Raw genomic sequence first — 19,317 nt, forward strand, 5'->3', positions numbered from 1 at the left:
GGGAGTGTCAGAACTTGTAGTTGAAGCCCGCAAGGAAGCGGCGGCCATACTTTTGATAATCGATGACCTGCGACCGCTGATCTCCGTTGATCGTCACGAACGGCGCGTTGGTGAGATTTTGACCCTGGATGTACAACGACAGCCCATTGAACATGCCGTTCTTGAAGTCGTAGCCGATCTGACCGTCCACGATCGTCTCGTCGATCGCACGGCGACGGGTGCGCGCCGCACCGAAGCCGGACAGCTCGCCGATGAACGTCGAGCGGTAGCGTACGCTGCCACGGACGTTGAGACCCCATTTCTCAAAGAACGCGGTGCCGTTGGCGACCCACTTGGAATAGCCTGGGATATCCTCCGAAGCGCCGCCCGGCGTCGGTACGATCTCGGTCTTGGTATAGGAACCGCCACCCGTCAGGCCGAAGCCGTCGAGTGCCGAGATGAGCTTGCCGAGCTGGAGCGTACCGGCCAGTTCGCCGCCATAGATGCTGCCGCCTGCGCCATTGATGGGGATCGTGTTACGACCAAGCGTCGGCACCACGACGCCCACCGGCGCATTGCTCAGCGGATAGCCCGTGAAGTCGTAATCCACTTCGAGATTGTACACGAAGCTCTTGAGATCCTTGTAGAACCCCTGAAGCGAAAGGTAGCCGGTGGTGCCGAAATACTTTTCGATGGTCAGATCGTACGAGTTCGAGCGGATCGGACGCAGGTATGGGTTGCCGCCACCGCCGACGATGATCTGCCGGGCAACGTCATAGCCATAACCATTCGCGACCCGCATGTCGTCCATGCGGGGACGCTGCATCTGGCGCGCTGCCGCCGCGCGGAACACCCAGTCGGTTGGCAGGCGCAACGACAGGTTGATGCTGGGCAGCACGTCCAGATAGTCGTCACCGCGCGTGATCGTGTTGAATGCGGTTCCGTCATACACCAGACCTGAGGACTTCTGCTCGGTGGACACGACCTGCAAACCAAAGTTGCCGGTCAGCTCGGCCGCGCCGATGCTCTGCTTGATGTTACCTTGGAGATAGCCTGTCATCACGTCTTCATCGACGCGAAAGCCCGACGAGACCACATCGTTGGTGTTGTTGGGCAACAAAGTGTAGACGCCGCCGGCAAGCAAATCGCTCGGATCATAGCTGAGGATCGGCCCGATGCCGAGATACGAGACGTCGGTGGACGACTTGAGGTATTGGCTGGGAATGACCTGCTGGAGAGCCCCGTTCGACAGCGTGAGGAAGTCCTGCGTCGGGATGAGCTTCTTGTAGCGGTTCGTGTAGTTCAGCCCGAAGCGGACGCTCGACACCGGACCTTCGGTGATCTCTTTCTCCACCTCGACGCGATACTGCTTGATGTCGTCGACGATGTTGCGATCGTTGTAGTATCCTGCCTGACGAGTCGTGCCGCCCCAGCCCAGCGGATCGGTAAGCTGGATCAGATTGGGATCCGAATAGTCGAGGCTCGGCGAGAAGGTGGTGCCGGTGTTGCCCGTGACGAAACCGATCGTATCGGTGGCGCCGACGCCCGCGCCGAAGCCGGTGCCGCTATAGCTCTCAAGAACGATCTCGCGACGATCGGTGCGTGACATGCTGACGTCGAGCATCGCATTCCAACCGTCGTCACCCTTGTACTTGGCGTTGTAGCCGAACGAATACAGCTTCGCCTTGCGCGTGAAGCTGTCATTGCGGACAACGCCCTCCACGCCGCCGAACGTGCCCGAGGTGACTAGGCCGTTGTTCACGGCGGCATTGGTCAGCAGGCTGGTGCCATTCGCGCCATAGCCGAGCGGAAGTTCCACGCCCCGCTTGATCTGTTCGTCGCTGAAATCGGAGTAAAAGCCGTCCAGCGTCACCGTAATTTGGGAGACCGGCTTCCACTCGACGGTGCCTTGTAGCCCAAGACGCTTTAGTGTCGTCGAGGTGACGTACGACTTGGACCCGCCGATGACCGAGTCACCCGCGGCCGTGGTGGCATAGCCCCAGGAGTTGAACTCCTGAATCTGATAGGGCTCGTTGAGATAAGCGGCCGACAACGCCACGCCGAGCGTGTTGTTCAGGAATTGATCGACATAGGTGCCGCTGACGCGATAGCCCGTGTCCTTCGAGCCATCGTTCAGCTTACCTGCATCCGCATAGGTACCGCGTGCGCCCACAGCGACGACCTGACGGCCGTATTCCAACGGCCTGATCGTGCGTAGATCCACGGTTCCGGAGAGGCCCTGGCCTACCAATGACGCGTCGGCGGTCTTGTAGACCAGCACCTGATTGACGACTTCGGAGGGATATTGATCGTATTCGACGGCACGGTTGTCGCCGGTCGAGGTCTGCTCGCGACCGTTAAGCAACGTGGTCGAGAAATCGGGCGAGAAACCACGGATCGAAATCTGGTTCGAGCGGCCGTTCACGCGCTGTGACGTGATGCCTGGCAGACGCGCGATTGACTCGGCGATCGAAGCATCAGGCAATTTACCGATGTCCTCTGCCGACACCGACTCGATCACCATGTCCTGGTTCTTCTTCTCGGCGACCGCGTTTTCCAACGCCGCGCGGAACCCGGTCACGACGATATCACCGCCCCCGGCGTCGGCCTGATCGGCTGCATCCGCGCCGACAGCGGCATTGGACGCCTTCTGCGCAGGCGCGCTGACCGCTTCATTCGGATTGCCGGCGCTGCTTGAGCTTGCTGCCGGATCCGGAACATTGCTGGATGCCTGGCCGGCATTCGAATCCTGTGCGGCGGCAGGCGTGAACGGAACCAAGGCAGCGAGTGCCACCGTTAGAGCGCCGACGCTGGCTGCCGCGCCAAAGCGGCTGGCGGGCATCAGAGATTTACGGTTCACGAAAGACTTTTTCACGCCATCCTCCAAGGTCGGCTCCTTCTGATCGGGAGCGGTTGATCTGTGTAACTGCCTACAGCGCAAGCGTTTCGAGCGTGCAAGCGGATTTGTTCAAACGATTGCACAACAGCCAATTTCTGTAGCAAAACTGCAACACCACCGGTCCGGCGGGACCGGTGGTGCCTTGTGTCGTCTAGCGAGCGATCGTGATGCGTGTAGCCTTCGGCTGGTCCGGCAGCACAAAGGCGAGGGTTTCGGTAGCCGCATCCGCCTGAGCAGCGACGTTCGTGCCGCCCCGCTTCACGGTCGCCACACCTTGCCAGCCGTGAACGGTTACCGCCAGCAGGCGCCACCAAGGAGCAAAGCGGCCCTGGCGTGCTGCAAAGCTGATCTCCAGGCCTTGCGGAGTCAGCGTGCAGCGGATTTCCTGGCGCAGGTAGGCGCCGTTGGCGAACGCCATGCTATGCCCGTCGTCGGCATAAAGGTCGCCGCGGCAATCATCACCGGGGTAGACGTCGAGCATCAGTGGGCCCTTGGGTGTCTCCGCCGTGGTCTGCACCACCGCCTGCCGCGGCAGGATGGTACCGGCCCGGACATAGACCGGCAGATGATCAAGACGCGGCGTCTCGCTTACAACATCAGCTTTGGTGAAGACCTGTCCGGTCGCCTGTGTCGCCGATTGCACCTGTCCGGCGGTCTCGGCTTGCGGCGTGCCGGCACGCTTCCCCGTCCAATAATCGAACCAGCCTCCCGCGGGCAGACAGACGTCGTAGACTTGAGGCGACTCGATCCGCGGTGGCGGCGCCACCAGCAGTGACTTGCCGAGCGTAAACGTGGACGATTGATCGCACGACGCACTGATTGCGGACGGGTAATCGTAGAACACCGGGCGCATGATCGGATCGCCAGTACGTGAATTCAGCTCTGCCAAGCCGTACAGATAGGGCATCAGCCGGTAGCGCTCCTCGATGAAGCGGCGGCGGATGGCGAGATGCTCCGGGCCGTCTACCCAGGGCTCGACGCGGGGGGTGCCTTTGGCGGAATGGTCGCGGAATACGGGATAAAAGGCGCCGATCTCGATCCAGCGGGTGAGGAGATCGGGGCTGGGGCCGCCGGCGAAACCGCTGACATCGGCGCCGCTGTACGAGAAGCCCGACAGGCCCAGGTTGATGATCTGCTGGATCGACAGCTTCAGGTGATCCCAAGTCGCGCTGTTGTCACCGGTCCATGTCGCCGAATAGCGCTGTCCACCGGCATAGCTGGCGCGGGTCATCACATAGGCGCGCTCGTTGGGGCGCAGCGCGCGCAGTCCGTCATAGGTCGCACGCGTGTTCTGCATGCCATAGACGTTGTGCATTTCGGCATGCGTCGCATCACGGGTCGCGAAATCATCGCCGGCGATGTGGTGGATATTGTCGAGCGGCATGGTCTTCGTCGGCGTTTCGAACACCGCGGGCTCGTTCATGTCGTTCCAGGCGCCGGCAACGCCGTTTGCGACATCAGCCTTGAACAATCCGCCCCACCAGTCACGAACCTTGGCATCGGTGAAATCGGGGAATACGGAGGGCCCAGGCCACACGGGCGCCACATAGGTCTGGCCGGCCGCGTCGTGCACAAAGCGGTTTCCAGCGATCCCTGTATCGTAGGGAGCATAGCCTTGATTAGGAAGCTGAGCGACGTGGAGATCGGTGATCGTGACCACCTTGAACCCGTTGCGCCCAACTTCGCTGATCAAGCCTTTCAGATCCGGGAAGGTCTGCTTGTTGACGGTGAACGGACGATTGTGATCCTGATAATCGATGTCCAACCACAGTACGTCGGTGGGAATCCGGTCCGTGCGTAACCGTGCAGCGATCTGACGAACCTCGTCGGCCGACATGTAGCTGTAGCGCGATTGCTGATAACCGAGCGCCCATTGCGGGGTCAGCGGTGCCTTGCCGGTGAGGTCGGTGTAACGGCGGACCACTTCCGCCGTGGTTGGGCCGTTGATTACGTAATAATCGATCGGGCCGTTCGGGCTACCAAACGACACCACGCCTTCCTCGCGATGTCCGAAATCGAACCAGCTGCGCCAAGTATTGTCGAGCAGAATACCATAGCTGCCGCCGGCACCGCCGACACCGATGAAGAAGGGGATCGACTTATAGATCGGATCATCGCTGGAAGCGAAGCCGAACGCATCCGTGTTCCAGTCGACGAAGCTCTTGCCGCGACGATCGATCCCGCCGGTCTTGTCGCCAAGCCCGAAATAATGTTCGGGCTGGGGCATCGCCTTGCGCAGCGAAAAGGCCTTGTCGTCGCGGGTCATCGGTTGCGTGTCGTCGGCAGAGATCACCTTGCCGTCGAGCGTCTCGATCACCATCCGCGATAATGTGCCCGTCAGGCGGACGCGCATGGTGGCGGTGGTGAAGCCATCCGCCGTTGCCGCCACCTTTACATGATCGTGACGGATGCGCGCCGGCACCGCCCAGCTCGCATCCTCCGGCAGCGTCCCGTCGGGTGCGATGCGCACGCGCAACACGTCGTTGGTGACCGCGGTGATGCGCATCAACATCGTTCCGCGGCGCACTTCGACGCCGTCTGGGCGCGCGACCATCGCAGTCCGCACTTCGGTATCAGCCTGAACGGCGGCTGCTCCGGCTGCGGTAGCCATGGTGGTTGGTGCCATCGTCAGCGTCGCCGCCGTGGCCAACCACGCGCCTATCTTTAACCGCCCCATCGTTCCATCTCCCAACCGGCCTTGCATGTCGGCGTAATCGTTTACACACAGCGAAAGAATCCAGCGTTGTCAATGAGTCACGCGGATTTAGCCCGATTGACGCTCGATCAGACTCAACGGAATCCTGACGGACGGCGCATCGTGACCCGCCATCCGCTTGAACAAAAGATCAAGTATGGTGTCCGCCGCAATCCGCAGATCCTGACGAATCGTCGTCAGTGCGGGCATGGTGTATGCGGCCAGGGTGACGTCATCATAACCGATAACCGGCACATCGTCAGGCACGCGTCTGCCCGTGTTGGACAGCGCGCGGATAGCGCCCATTGCGATCATGTCCGACGCCGCCACGATGGCGTCGATGTCCTGGGCATGCGCGAGCGCTTCGTGAAGCTCGGTCGAGGCGGGATTGAAGGCGAGCGGCACGGGAATATGCGGGCCGGGTTTTATCCGGGCAGCAGAGTGAGCGTCGATATAGCCTTGATATCGTGCCGCCAACTCGGGAATGTCGGTCATACCGGCAAAAGCGATCCTGCGACGGCCGGCTTCAAGCAAATGGCTGGTAGCCAGTCGGCCACCAAGCCGGTTGTCGGTACCGACGCAGCAATACGCCTGCTCGCCGTCGCTGCTTTCCCCCCAGACGACCAATGGCATGTAGCTGCGGCCCACGTGACGCAGCACGCTATCCTGATCGGACTGGCACAGCACGATGATCCCATCGACCCGGCCGCTCCGCGACAGGTTGGACAGCCATGCGCTGTCATGCGGCGTGACCGCCGACAGCAGCATGGCGTGGTCGCGTCGCGCCAGTCCGTCCATCAGATTGCCGATCAGCGCTGTGTAGAACGGGTCCGACACGCGCTGCGCGCTCTCGTGGCCGAGCGGGATTACCACACCGATAGACTGCGTGCGGCCGAGCCGAAGATTCCGCGCCGTCTGGTTCAGTTGGAAACCGTGGTCCTCGGCGATCGCCAATATCTTATGACGCGTTCCGGAACTGATGCGGGGGTGGCCCGATAGGGCGCGCGACACCGTGGCAGGCGTAACGCCTGCGATCGCCGCTATGTCGGCCAAAGTCTTGACCTGCGTCGTGTCTTGTCCCCTCGTTGGCCGCCCTACACCGTGCGGGCCAAACTTGTAGGAGAAATCGACAGATTTTCGCAATCATACCCGCCGACCGTTTTCTGTCCGCACCCTTGTCCCGCTAAGAACCCGCTGTCAGTGGCAACGGCTTTACGTCAATCGAATGGCTGGTGTTCGCCTGCTTATTTCGAGGTGAACGAATGGCAGAAGTTGGGATGCCGCGAGGGCAGGCTCAATGACGGGCTCCGTCAAACCAAATGCACCCGCTTTTGATCGAAAGCGGGTAGGGCGGGTATATGCCCCGCCCGCGCAAGCCCGCCAGCCCGTTTCGCTACTTCAACTCGTCACCTGAGGTGATCCGGTTGGTGGTGCTAATGTACGTGCGCTTCCCGTTGTCGCTGCGGAACGTAGAGGACCTGCTGTTCGAGCGGGGGATCGACATCTGCCACGAGACGGTACGCCTCTGGTGGAACAGATTCGGCCCACTCTTCGCCAGCGATATCCGCCAACAGCGGGTGAGCCGGATGCGCGGCTTTCGCCATTGGCGTTGGCACCTGGACGAGATGTACGTGAAGCTGAATGGCGAGATGGTCTACCTGTGGCGGGCGGTCGATCATGAAGGCGAGGTGCTAGAAAGCTACGTCACCAAGGCCCGTGACAAGGCGGCAGCGCTGACCTTCATGAGGAAAGCGCTCAAACGTAATGGATCGCCAGATAAGATCACCACCGACGGCCTGCGCAGCTACGGCGCTGCGATGAATGAGCTGGGCTGCCGCGATCGGCAGGAGGTGGGTCGCTGGGCCAACAACAGGGTCGAGAACAGCCACCTGGCGTTCCGACGACGAGAGCGAGCTATGTTGAGGTTCCGGCAGATGAAGACGCTGCAAAAGTTCGCCTCTGTGCATGCCAACGTCCACAACTATTTTAGCTTGGAACGACACCTCATCGACAGACAGACCTATCGAGAGCGACGCTCCGCCGCGCTGGCGGAGTGGCAGGCGCTTGTCAGCTGAACCTAGCTCTCAAAAGACCAGCTTCAACCTGCCGAGACGCGTCCGCATTAAACTGACAGCTCCCTCGAGACGTATAGCTGCTGTCCTGACCGCCTTCGGATAGAGCGCCGCCTCCGGACCCTGTCGGTCCCTCGGCGTGGATACGCCACGGCCGTGTGCCGTAGATGGCGTCACCATAGCGACGCATCCAGAGGCCGATCTCCTCGACGATCTCTCGCTCCTTCTCGTCGATCGTGCCGTCGCCGCGGATAGGTACGCTGAGCATCATGTTGCCGTTCTTTGACACGACATCACATAGCGTATGGAGCACCTTTGCCGGCGTCTTATAACGATTTTCGCGAAGGTATTGCTCACCGTAGAACCAGTTGCCCAAGCAAGTTTCCGTCTGCCAAGGATATGGATCGATGAAGCCTTTCTGGCCGCGTTCTACGACATCGACCACACCCATCCGCCGCTGGGGCGGTGTTTCCTTGGCGGTACAGACACCTTCCAATCGACCACCGTTGCTTCGCATGTTCTGATTGTAGAAGTAGGCTGCAATATCCAGCCCGGCTTGCCCAAGCGGCAGGTCGTGATTGTCGAAGTACAGCATGTCGGGTTGGTAGCGGTCGATCAGTTCGCGGCAGCGAAGCAGCCACCGGCTGACGAAAGCCGGATCACGTGAGGGCCCTTCGTCCCACAGGCCATCGGTGGCGGCATGCCACGCGTTCGCTTCGGGGAGGGAGCCGATGCTAATGGGCATCTGCATAGAGGCGCCACCGTAAAGATGTTGCGGATCGAGGCCATCCCACCATGTACCTGGACCATCTGCCGACGTGAGCCGCGCAGCATCGTAGCGTTGCCCGCGTCGCGGTCCTTCAGGGTCGAACTCGTAGGCAGGTTGGTTCCAGTGCCACGCGTGTCCGGAATGATTCGATACGGCAAAGCGTAGGCCACGTTCACGAGCTAATCTTGCCCAGATGCCAACGATGTCTTTCTTCGGACCGATGCGGGTGGAGTTCCACCCGTGGTGGGAGGAAGCAGAACAGTCAAGATTGTCGTGGTGGTTGGCCAGTGCCATGAAGTAGCGCGCGCCTGCGCGCTTGTAGAGATCTAGTAGTTCGGCAGGGTCCCAGCGTTCCGCCTTCCACGCATTCTGGATTTCTATGAAGCCACGGTCCGCCGGATGCCGGTAATGCTTCAGATGGTGTTCGTACGAGGGATGGCCCTGCAGGTACATGTCCCGCGCGTACCAATCGTCGCCGGCAGCTGGTACAGATGGCGCACACCAGTGTGCCCAGATCCCGAATTTGGCGTCTCGGAACCAGTCTGGTGCTGTGTAGCCGGATGTGAGGGATGACCAATCGCCGGTAAAGCTGCGCGGTGCAGGTACGCTCACCGGTCGCAATGCTGATTGCGGCGATAATGGTGCACGAGTTTAAGGAACCGCGCCTGCGGCATGGCCCATACACAGCGCAGCGCTTCCCGCGAGTAAGTGCGGCGATCGATAGACGTCATCGTGTCTTCCTTAGTGCCTTTGCAATGGCGGCAGCGGCAATCGGCGCCATGCGCGCATAGCCGTTGTCCAGCGGGTGGACGCCATCGTTCGTGTAGCGTGCATCCATCAGGCCGTGCCGATCCGCCAGCGCTTCATGATAGTCGGCAAAGGCATAGCCACGCCGCACGCAAAATGCCTTCAGCCATGCATTGAGTGCGCGCAGCTCGGCTGGCTTGCGCTCCTTGACCACGTCGCGCGCTGCCTCGGTGTAATTGTTAACTGGAAGCAGGGCGCCGAATACGGTTGCGATACGATGGCGATCGGCAAGATCTGCCATCGCTTCCCAGTTTGCCTCGATCTGATCCGGCCGTTCCTGTTGTAGGAAGCCTTGCACGTCGTTGATCCCAGCGAGGATGACCACCACGGTAGGTTGCAGCGCGATGACATCCTGATGGAAGCGTAACAGCATCTGCGACGTTACCTGGCTGCCAATACCGCGGTTGACGTAAGCCTTACCTGGAAAGCTTGCTGCCAGGTTCCACCGATCTGTGATCGAGTCACCGATAAACACGACACGCTGCTCGCTGGCATGCGGCGGTGGAAGAGCGGCGTTGGCATCACGGTAGATGTAGCGCTCGCCAAAGTCCTGCATCAGCACCGGCACCAACTTGGCGCGAAACGGACCAAGCCACGGTCCCCAATCCCGTTTCACCGTGGAACGCCGCTCTGGCGAGCTTTGATACGTTTTTTCTGCACCTGATGCGGGCAGCGCTGCAAACAGAAGCAGGCCAATCGAGGCGGCTGCAGCGTCCCTCATGCTCGTGACATTCATCGACATACCAGCATGCGCTCCCTCCTCATGTTCGCCGACTCTGCAGCCATTTCAGCCCGCCGCCGGCATATGCACCGGTAAAAGCATTTTTCATATTTCATATTGTCGTACATAAGTCTATGAGATCCCACAGCATCCCGTTCAGGGGTCGACGATCAGGAGAGGAATGTGATGAAGAAATTGGCCGCTGCACGCAGAGTGCGCACCCTTCAGCTAGCTACCGGAGTGTCAGCTGCTGCTGTGCTGATCGGCATGGCCACGCCAGTGTTTGCCCAGACCGCTCCTGCACCGCTCCCTACGCCCGCCACTCAACCGGCAGACGCCGCGAGCCAGAGTGCCACCGTTCCGCCCAGCGGTGATCAGGGCGTCGCTGACCAACAGGCTGGTAGCGGCGTGCCGGACGGCGACATTGTCGTGACCGGCGTCCGCGCAAGCCTGTCGAGTGCCCAGAGCATCAAGCGTAACGCCGACCAGATCGTTGACTCAATTGTCGCCGAAGACATCGGCAAGCTGCCTGACCGCAACGTGGCCGAAGCGTTGCAGCGCATCACGGGTGTGCAGATCCAGCGCAGCTACGGCGAGGGCAGCTCCGTGGCCATCCGCGGCCTCAGCCAAGTCCGCACTGAGATTAACGGCCGGGACATTTTCACCGCAAGCGGCGGCCGATCGCTCAGCCTTGAGGATGTTCCGTCCGAGCTTCTTGCAGGTGTCGACGTCTACAAGAATCCCTCGGCGGAATTGATTGAAGGTGGCATCGGCGGCCTCATCAACCTTCGCACCCGCAAGCCGTTCGATTTCGACGGCTTCAAGCTCTCCGCGTCGGGTGGCGTGAATTATTACGATCTGTACGGCGCGAGCAAACCGCAGGCCAACTTGCTGGTTTCTGATCGCTGGAACACCGGCATCGGCGAGATCGGCGTGCTGGTTGATGTTGCGTTTCAGCAGACGGCCTTCCGTCAGGATCAGATCTCCAGCCAGCCGTTCTACTTGCTAAATGAGGCACGGAACGCGGACGGTACCTTCGTGAACCCTGGCGATGCAGCGACAGCAGCGGGCCTGAGCCGAACGGGTAAGCCTACGTATCTGTCGCACGGCGTCGGTATCGGCGAATATCTTGGTGATCGGCGTCGCCTCGGTATCGACGTAGCGTTGCAGTGGAAGCCCACCGACACGCTGCAGTTCACGGGCGAATATATTCGTTCGGACTACAAGTTCCGCTATGCCGACTACAGCTATTTCGCTTATACCGGCGACAATCCGATCACTCCGGATTTCACCAAACCGTTCACCTATGACGAAGATGGTAACTTCCGGAGCGGAACCTTCGTCAACGTTCCGACAAACGCGAATACCAGTTTGGAAACCCGTCATTCCGTGACTAGCGACTATTCGCTGAACGCCAAGTGGACGCCATCTGATCGCCTCACGATCAACGGCGACTTCCAGTATATTCGCGGAACGACTGACGGACAGCGATCAATCGTCATCCTCGGCTCAACTGCGGAAAGCTTGTTCTTGGCGACCGGTAATGGAGTCCCGACAATGCTCATTTCACCCGACGCAAACGCTGCGAACGGCAACGGTTTGACCACCGACCCCGCCAATTACGCGTCGGGCGCGGGCTATCTGGACCATATCGAACACTCGGTGGGCACGGAGTACGCTGGACGGCTCGACGCGAAGTACACCTTCGACGGTTTCCTGAAGTCGATCGCAGTCGGCCTTCGCTATACCGATCGGTCGGCAGTGACCGATAGCAGCACCTATGCCTACTACGGTCTGACCCGACCGCTGGCGTCATCCTTGTATGAACTACGTCCCTTCCGCGGGGAAGTGTACCGCGGCTACCAGGGTGTGCCGGAAGGCGCGATTTTCTTCGATCGCAACATCGTCCTTGATTATGACGCCACGCGAGCTGCGTTGGCCCCCTATGTCGACCCGTCGCAAACTCAAGCCCTTCTCAACGGTGTTGGCTATCAGCCAAGCGACCGTAATACGCAGAGTGAAAAGACGTACACGGCTTATGGCGTGGCACGGTTTGGCACGAGCGACTTTGCCGTGCCGTTCGACGGCAACATCGGCTTGCGCGTCGTGAAGACGAAGGTCGGAACCTCGGGTTTCGAAAGCCGTGCACCACAGGTGCAGACCGGTGTGGACACGACGACCGGGCTGCCGATCTTCGGCAATGGTCCGGTGTCGTTCGTGCCGATCTCGGTCGACTCAGATTATACTAAATTTTTGCCAAGCGTTAACCTCACCTTCCACCTCACCGAAAAGCTACAACTTCGCCTCGCTGGGTCGAAAGCGCTCACCCGTCCTGATTTCACCCAGCTTAATCCAAACGTCTCCATCAACGAGTTTGTCGCAACCGGCGGTCAGCGCGTAGCGACGTCAGGCAATGCGAACTTGAAGCCTCTGACGGCAACCCAATTCGATGCCTCACTGGAGTACTACTTCTCGCGGACCGGCTCTCTTTACGCTGCTGGGTTCTACAAGAAGGTCGATGGTTTCATTGCCAACATAACGGGGCCGGAAAACTACAGTTTTGGTAATAACACGTATACATATCAGGTCACGCGGCCGGTCAACGGCGACAACGGTAAGATCAAGGGCTTCGAGGTTGGCGCCAACACCTTCTTTGACTTCTTGCCAGGGTGGCTCTCGGGTTTTGGAACGCAAGCTAATTTTACCTTCGTAGACAGCAAGGCGCCTAGCCCAGGCGCAACTGATACGTCTGGAAATCGCCTGCTGGTCCCACTCGAACAACTGTCAAAGTACAGCTATAATGTCATTGGCTTCTACGATCGCGGACCTTTGTCGGCACGCGCCGCTTACAACTGGCGTAGCAAGTACGTGGTGACGACGGCGGGGAACGGGAGCGGCAATCTGCCCATTTTCAACGCGGCGCGGGGACAACTCGATGCCTCGATAACCTACACCGTAGCGCCCCATTTCGCGCTGACGGTGGACGGCACGAACCTGACCAACACCGAAAACCGGACGTACTACGGCATTGCAAGCCGCCCTCAGTCTTACGTGCTAAACGATCGACGGATCAGCGTAATCGCACGCCTCACTTATTGACCGCACTGTATCCCCGGGTCGGGCTTTGAAGCCCGACCCGGCTTTTTTGGAGCCATTTCGTTGGTGTTCGCGATCGCAGCGTATAACGAAAATGCTGTGCTAATATCAACCGTGGTCCTAGGAGCAGCGTCGTGACCAATTTATCCACCGTCTACGCTTCAGCCGCATAGTTAAACTATGCGGGAAAATCTATGATCAAGCAATCTCGCTACAAAGCACCGGCACTGACCAAAGGTCTTGAGATCTTGGAATATCTCGCGCAAGCTGGTGAGGAGCTTAATGCTGGTGAGATCTCGACAGGTTTGGGGCGATCGGTTGGCGAGATCTACCGAGTGCTTCAGGTCCTCGGGGAGCTTGGTTACATATCGCGAAGCGAGAACGGCTTTAGCTTGACCAACCGTCTCCTCGCATTGAGCATGGGGCGACCTGCAATCCGCGACCTCGTAACAGCTGCCGTTCCAATAATGCACAATCTTGCGCGCAAGTCCGGGCAGAGCTGTCACTTGGTGGTCGACTCTAGCGCAGAGATGGTTGTGATTACCGGCGTGGAAGCGCCAGGGTTTATTGGCTATGCTGTGCGCGCGGGTTATCGACGGCCGCTTCATCGCTCCGCGTCAGGTCGGGTCTTACTTGCGTTTCAATCCGCGGAGGCGCGGCGGGCGATGATTGACGAGATCCGTGAAGCAGGGGAGCCTATCGATGACCATGCCCTGGCGATTGAGCTCGACACGATTGCTAGAGATGGCGGATGTGTGGCCCCTAGCCCAGTCATAACCGGCATCACCGATCTTTCTGCGCCGGTTCGTATAGCAGGGCAAGCGCGCGCGGCGCTTACAGTCCCCTTCGTCGACGGGCGTGGCGCGCACGTGGATTTGGCCTCTGCGCGGGCAGCAGTATGGTCCGCAGCGATGAGCATAGCCAATCAGCTTGTCCCGCCAGCCTAGATAGGGTCAGACCGCGGATCGTGGTTTCCCGTTGCGAATTATACGAGCGTACAAAGGTGAGTAGAAGCGAGTGCCGCTTCTCGTGGAAGAGCCGCCAACTTGCTTTTTGGTGCAGTTAGAGCGTTTTCCGATCAGTCTGCATCGTAGCCGGCGTTGGCGAAGTAGTTGGCGCACTCCTGTGGTGGGTAGAGGTCGAGGATGCGGCCGATGGCGTTCCAGAGGCCGTGGATGGTGCGCTCGGCAGCCTTGCGCAGGTGCGCTTTGAGCTTGGAGAACGCCTGCTCGATCGGGTTGAAGTCGGGGCTGTAGGGCGGGAGGAAGAGCAGCCTGGCGCCTGCCGCTTCGATGGCGTCGCGCACGGCGGGCGCCTTGTGGCTCGACAGGTTGTCCATGATGACGATGTCGCCGGGCGAGAGGTCGGGCACCAGCATCTGGCGGACATAGGCAACGAAGGCGTCGCGGTTGATCGGGCCGTCGAGCACCATCGGCGCCACCATGCCGGTGCGGCGCAGGCCGGCAACGAGGGTGGTGGTCTTCCAGTGTCCCTGGGGCACGCCCGAGCGCAGCCGCTCGCCGCGCCGGCAGCGACCGTGGCGACGCGCCATGTTGGTGGACGCCCAGGTCTCGTCGATGAAGACCAGGCGTTCGGGATCGAGGTCGAGCTGGCCGTCGAACCATTCCTCCCGGCGCTTCAGGACGTCGGGGCGATCCTGTTCGGTGGCGTGCGCTGTCTTTTTTGCGTGTGATCCGATGCCGGTCGAAGAACCGCCACAGCGTCCCTATCCCGACCGGCGTGCCGCGCTCGGCGAGCAGCACCTGCAACTCGACCAGCGTGATGTCATCCTTCACCCTGATCGCGTCCAGGATGAAGGTCGCGTGTGCGTCGATCCGGGCCGCACGGCGGTCGCCACCCTGCGGCTTGGCTGCCGGCGTGCCGTGCTGAACGACCAACTGCCGCCAGCGGATCGCGCTCGCGGCGCTTACCCCAAACCGCGCTGCGGCGGCCCGGCATGACATCCCGCCATCAATCGCGGCGACCACCCGCTCCCGGAGATCTTGTGACAGCACTCGCGGCATCCGTGCCAACCTCCTGATCCGGCTCAGAGCCTGAATCAGAAAACCGCGCCTGTGTGAATCCTCAACGATTCAGAAGGGCCGGAAACCGCTCTAGCGTTCGACGGCCGTTTGGGCAGATGATGAGACAGAACTTGGGCGGGCTGTTCTGGGTGGGTAGCGGCCCGTCCGCTTTCGGGCACCTATCGGAAAAAGCCGACGTTCGTTCAGTCGGCAGGACAGGGTCCTCAAACGTCCGTGGAATGGTGGATTTCGGGCCGGCAGCTTCCGGGCGCCAAGGGGGCGTAAAAGGCCGTTCGTTCAGGCTTTGCTGGCCGACAGTAGGCGCCTCATATCCGTTCGTTCACGAAGCCAACGACAAGCCCTAGAACCCGACATCCGCTGCGCTAACACCCTCCCGTGCAAATTTGTGCTCGGACGCGATAGCAATGCCGGCAAAACGCGTTAATTTCGCTGCAGCCCCGATGTGCACCGGCGAAAGCGCCTCCGCCTCTGCTCAGGTACTGCTGGTCACCGGTGCGACGAACATCTGATATTGTCGGGTACAACGGGCAGCATGGCGAGGCACTGCCCGCGGCGTTGTCCGCTATGTAATTGGCCGACGCGGGCTCCATCGGTCGGGCGGTAGGAAGTCAGATACCGCGTATACCAAGCACTTAGCTGTACCCGACGTGCGCCCGGCCTTGCGCCTGGCATTGTCATAGATGATCTCGGTACGGTCGTCGTTCGCGATCGCGAATAGTATTGCACCCAGGGCGTGGGGCTTTGTCCCGATCAGACCAAGCCGGATTTGATCGTTGGGCGCGCGATCAGCAATGTCCTGAACCTCATAGTAAAGACTAAACGGACAATTCGACCGCGCGAACCGTAAGTTCCGTACGGCCTTATCCTGCTCAAGTCCGACCGCATTGCCGATGAGCGCGTCCAGTGGATAGTGCGGACGGAAGCCAGGCACGCCGACGATGGGGAAAACCTTGCCCTTTGCCGGTTCGACCTCGTTTAGCATTTGCAAGAAGCGGGCGCCCTCGAAACCCAGCAATGGGACGAAGCACGATGTCTCCGGCCGCTCGTCCAACAGCGTGGCGAACAATGGCAGCGGACGTATGCCGTCAGTGCGTTCGCTTAGATCAAAAATCGTACCCAGCTCGGCATGCGCGGTGGAGCTGTAGGTTTCTGGTTCGAGGTATACCACGTTGAGCCGGATGCCGGTTTCTAGGCACACCCTGACCAAGGGCGCCCAGACCTGGTGCCCAAGCCCGGTGATGTCGAGATAGACATCGCCGGTCCCGAGATCGCCCAGGAACCGTTCGATCGTGGACCGCCTGCGCACCGGCAGCCGTTTGTGGCCAGGCAGGTCAGTCTCGAAGTGGGCCGCGGTGTCGTCCTGCGAGATGCGCACGAATCGGGCGGATGGCGTGTTTGCCTGCAGCTCGGCGGCGAAGCCACTGCGCGGTTCGCTCGTGACGGCGTAGATGTAGCTCGCGTTCTCCGGAATTTGCAAATCAGAGGCGCGGTCGTACTCCGTCGTGAAGAGCGGCAGGTCCCTAATCGCGGCCATAAAAGCCTTCGAAGAGGCGCAGTTGGTCCGGCAGTGGCTGATCAGGATCACGATCCCCGCGCCGCATCACCTTCCGAATCGCGCCCTTCGGATCGCTCATCAGCTGCAGAATGATGTCCGGGGCCAAGCTGATCTTACGCATGTCGCGGTGGCTGAAGCCAAAGAACGCTGCGAAGATTGGGTGCACCGCGTAATCGTAGGACTTCAGATCGAGGTTAGTCCGCTGACTGGAGACGGTGCGAACGAGTGCTAGGTGCATGACCGCCGCCTGGAGTAGACCCTCGACCTCGCCGAGCGGTTCGTCCTCGGGCAGCGTGAACCTCGTGATTTCGGGCCGCCGACCCTCGGGCTGCAGGGCGAGCATTTCGAACAGACGGCCCAACGACAGGACGAGCCGAGTAAGCTGAGCACCATGGACGCCGAGACCCTCCAGCTCTTTGACGTTCTTGGCGCCGACGTCGATCGCGGCCTGCGTTTGTAGGGCCGGCGAAATGGCTTCCCCGTCGGCGGGAAGGCCGGCCTGTCGCTGAAGCAGGAGCGCCTGCCCGACGAGCTGCAGCAGGTATCGGATATTGTTCCCGGCAAGGAGCGTGAAGGTGCGCCAGCCGGCGTAATACTTCCGGATCCCCGGCCTGCTGCCGCGCAGGGTGAACAAGAGCGGCACCCGATAGTTGTGAAGGCGGTCGTTCCAGGTCTGGCGCTTGCGCTCCCGCTCCATGACCACGTCGGCGAGGCTGACACGCTTGGTCCTCGCCCAATACTGAACCAGTGAGAGTTCGATGGCGGTAGCGTCATCGACCAACCTGGCGGCGTCCGGAGCCAAGCGCTCAAGTTCATCTCGAACTTCGCGCGCGCGGGCGTCGGCGCCCAGCAGCTTGGCCTCCTCATCAGCGGTTATAGAGGGCAGCATACTGTCCAGGTCGAAACCGTCCGGGAAGCGGCTGGACGCGCGCAGGCCGCAGACTTCCGTCGCGAATCGGACGAACTGCTCGCCCTCCAGCCGTTGCTCGATGTCGATCCGCTCGTAGTCGGCCGGGCTGACCAGCTGCTCATTATGGTGCAGTGTACTGCGGCGCCGCCATCCGAGCTCACGCACCCCAATTTTGAAGGTGTAATCGGGGCCGCAGTGCTTGACTAAGGTGTTCACGACCTCCTGCTGGTCGTCCAGCAGGTTCTCAAACTCGTCAATGATGAAGAACAGGCGCTTTCCGCGGAACTGGGGCAGCGCCAGGGCTGCTACGCACAGGTCGTCCAGCACGGTTCCTTGCATCGACAGGTTCGGCAGGTTGTCGGGGTCGATGTTGTTGATCCAAGCCTCGAACCGCCGCACGCCCTTCTGGATCGACGCGAGCAGCGCCTCCTGAGTCGAGGCCGGTTCGCAAAATAGTGCGACCGCGATTTCCTGGCAGATAGATTCGGGCAGCGGGACGTCACCAGTAACACGGACAGAATGCCAATTTAGGAACTCGACCAGCCTGCCGCAAAGTACCAAGTTCAGATAGTGCGCGAACATCTTCTGCCACTGCCGCGGCGTGAGCTCGTCGCCCTGGAAGGCGCGGACGCTGTTAGTGTTCACCTTGTAGTAGAAGCCGTAGTACGGCCAATCGGCGACGCGGCCGTCGTCCGCACCGTCCAGCGCGAACCGACCCTCGTAGGACAGACACCGCAGAACGGTCGTCTTGCCCGTGCCCCGGCCCCCGACCAGCACGCACGGACGCGCGGTTTCCAACTCCGGATAATAAGTCGGCTTAGTGAACAGCTTGAAGAGAGCGTCACTAAGCCATTCGGCTCGATAGATGCCGAAGAGTTCGACCAGGTCCTTTGTATTGGCGGAGGCGGTCATGACCTTCGCACCAGCGGGCGCCACCCGTTTGCCTCGCTGAAAAACAGCGGGAGGTTCGCATCAGGAACCGAATCCTCCAGCGCAACCCCAAGGCCAAGGCGGTGGAAGCCACGCCAGTCGCGCAGGCTGCCGTCAGACCTGTCGTATCCAAGGCGCGCACCGATCCGCTTTGCCAAAGTCGCCCCTCGCAGATTGAGGCCGGAGGGCCACATCGCGGAACCGAAACATGCGAAATTGTGGCTGCGCGGGATCAGGTTGCCGGTGACTAGTCGTACGGTCGAGGCCTCGCGGCGCAGTCGGTCGCGTCCATATTCGGTCATCATGACGTTACAATAGTGAATCGTCCCACGGTGACCAAGCGTCGCGATCGAGCGCGGGCCGAGCGACGTCAAATGCGTGCGCCGCCAAGTCCTCAGAAACTGAGCGCCGGACCCGACGAAGTCATCGACGAATACTACCGGCCGATCAGGTGCGGCTAGCATGGCCTCGATCGCCTGAGGCGGGTGCATCAGACGGCCTTCGGATATGCCCAGTAGCTGACGCGACTTGCGCGTGAAGCCCCAACCGCTGTCGGCCGGGCTCGGTGTCTCGCCCATGACCGGGATGGCGATAACGTCGTCGCAGTAGCGCTGCCAGGCGTCGAGCTTTGCCGAATGGTCGTCCCTCGGGCTTCCAAGCGCATTCGAAATGCTCTGAAAGGACGTGGTGAACAGTCGGTCAACGAACTGGTGCGAAAGGTACGTGAACCGGCTCAACATTATTGTCGCCAATGGGCGGTCAGCGCGGTCGAAATTGTCGAGCCATGCCCGGTACTCGACCTTCGCGCGAGGCCATGCCGCGAAGTCGACCAAGCGGTC

General features: G+C 60.7%; 12 protein-coding genes. 3 read left to right on the top strand and 9 right to left on the bottom strand.

All coding sequences use genetic code 11. The features are described 5' to 3' along the window. Window positions 1-7: 7 nt before the first annotated feature. The 3 genes from AC07UH_RS19935 to AC07UH_RS19945 all read right to left on the bottom strand — a co-directional run bounded on the left by AC07UH_RS19935 (window position 8) and on the right by AC07UH_RS19945 (window position 6,716). Complete coding sequence (locus AC07UH_RS19935) at window positions 8-2,854, bottom strand: TonB-dependent receptor (protein ID WP_495189967.1); 2,847 nt, start codon at window positions 2,852-2,854, stop codon at window positions 8-10. 175 nt (window positions 2,855-3,029) lie between these two features. Further along, a complete protein-coding gene (locus tag AC07UH_RS19940; protein WP_495181923.1) occupies window positions 3,030-5,528 on the bottom strand; it encodes a glycoside hydrolase family 31 protein in 2,499 nt (832 codons plus the stop codon). 114 nt (window positions 5,529-5,642) lie between these two features. After that, window positions 5,643-6,716, bottom strand: a complete 1,074-nt coding sequence (locus AC07UH_RS19945; RefSeq protein ID WP_495181924.1) for a LacI family DNA-binding transcriptional regulator — start codon at window positions 6,714-6,716, stop codon at window positions 5,643-5,645. A 215-nt stretch (window positions 6,717-6,931) separates the two neighbouring features. On the opposite strand from AC07UH_RS19945, the gene AC07UH_RS19950 reads away from it, so the two are divergent. Then, the gene (locus tag AC07UH_RS19950) at window positions 6,932-7,648 is read left to right on the top strand and encodes an IS6 family transposase (protein WP_495181925.1); all 717 of its coding nucleotides are present in this window, start codon (window positions 6,932-6,934) and stop codon (window positions 7,646-7,648) included. On the opposite strand, the gene AC07UH_RS19955 is transcribed toward AC07UH_RS19950, so the two are convergent. Together AC07UH_RS19955 and AC07UH_RS19960 are read right to left on the bottom strand one after the other, a co-directional pair. Next, on the bottom strand, window positions 7,641-9,026 hold the full coding sequence (locus tag AC07UH_RS19955) for an alpha-L-fucosidase (RefSeq protein ID WP_495181926.1): 1,386 nt from the start codon (window positions 9,024-9,026) through the stop codon (window positions 7,641-7,643). The genes AC07UH_RS19950 and AC07UH_RS19955 overlap by 8 nt on opposite strands. 115 nt (window positions 9,027-9,141) lie before the next feature. Beyond that, window positions 9,142-9,963 (bottom strand): GDSL-type esterase/lipase family protein, encoded by an 822-nt coding sequence (locus AC07UH_RS19960; RefSeq protein ID WP_495181928.1) that lies wholly within the window; start codon window positions 9,961-9,963, stop codon window positions 9,142-9,144. A 165-nt stretch (window positions 9,964-10,128) separates the two neighbouring features. Between AC07UH_RS19960 and AC07UH_RS19965 the strand changes: the two genes are divergently transcribed. After that, window positions 10,129-13,041 carry a TonB-dependent receptor gene (locus tag AC07UH_RS19965; RefSeq protein WP_495181929.1) on the top strand — a complete coding sequence of 971 codons (2,913 nt, stop codon included), beginning with the start codon at window positions 10,129-10,131 and terminating at the stop codon, window positions 13,039-13,041. A gap of 191 nt (window positions 13,042-13,232) precedes the next feature. Further along, window positions 13,233-13,985 (top strand): IclR family transcriptional regulator, encoded by a 753-nt coding sequence (locus AC07UH_RS19970; RefSeq protein WP_495181930.1) that lies wholly within the window; start codon window positions 13,233-13,235, stop codon window positions 13,983-13,985. A gap of 131 nt (window positions 13,986-14,116) precedes the next feature. Here AC07UH_RS19970 and AC07UH_RS19975 read toward each other — a convergent pair. The 4 genes from AC07UH_RS19975 to AC07UH_RS19990 form a co-directional block, all read right to left on the bottom strand. Beyond that, window positions 14,117-15,062, bottom strand: a protein-coding gene (locus AC07UH_RS19975; protein ID WP_495181931.1) for an IS630 family transposase whose coding sequence is annotated in 2 segments (ribosomal slippage) — window positions 14,117-14,726 and window positions 14,725-15,062 — 948 coding nt in all. Because the reading frame shifts where the segments join, the coding sequence is not laid out codon by codon here. Window positions 15,063-15,645: 583 nt separating this feature from the next. After that, a complete protein-coding gene (locus tag AC07UH_RS19980; protein WP_495181932.1) occupies window positions 15,646-16,668 on the bottom strand; it encodes a hypothetical protein in 1,023 nt (340 codons plus the stop codon). Then, entirely contained in the window at window positions 16,604-18,460 is a 1,857-nt protein-coding gene (locus AC07UH_RS19985) for an ORC-CDC6 family AAA ATPase (protein WP_495181933.1), read from the bottom strand. The genes AC07UH_RS19980 and AC07UH_RS19985 overlap by 65 nt, the downstream gene beginning before the upstream one ends. Continuing rightward, window positions 18,457-19,311 carry a phosphoribosyltransferase-like protein gene (locus AC07UH_RS19990; protein ID WP_495181934.1) on the bottom strand — a complete coding sequence of 285 codons (855 nt, stop codon included), beginning with the start codon at window positions 19,309-19,311 and terminating at the stop codon, window positions 18,457-18,459. The genes AC07UH_RS19985 and AC07UH_RS19990 overlap by 4 nt, the downstream gene beginning before the upstream one ends. Window positions 19,312-19,317: the final 6 nt, after the last annotated feature.

Source organism: Sphingomonas sp. GW821-FHT04B01, from assembly GCF_059420425.1.

Coding starts and splice junctions, on each gene's coding strand:
- AC07UH_RS19960 (WP_495181928.1), bottom strand. CDS start 9,963: ATGTCGATGAATGTCACGAGCATGAGGGACGCTGCAGCCGCCTCGATT.
- AC07UH_RS19965 (WP_495181929.1), top strand. CDS start 10,129: ATGAAGAAATTGGCCGCTGCACGCAGAGTGCGCACCCTTCAGCTAGCT.
- AC07UH_RS19950 (WP_495181925.1), top strand. CDS start 6,932: ATGCCCCGCCCGCGCAAGCCCGCCAGCCCGTTTCGCTACTTCAACTCG.
- AC07UH_RS19985 (WP_495181933.1), bottom strand. CDS start 18,460: ATGACCGCCTCCGCCAATACAAAGGACCTGGTCGAACTCTTCGGCATC.
- AC07UH_RS19970 (WP_495181930.1), top strand. CDS start 13,233: ATGATCAAGCAATCTCGCTACAAAGCACCGGCACTGACCAAAGGTCTT.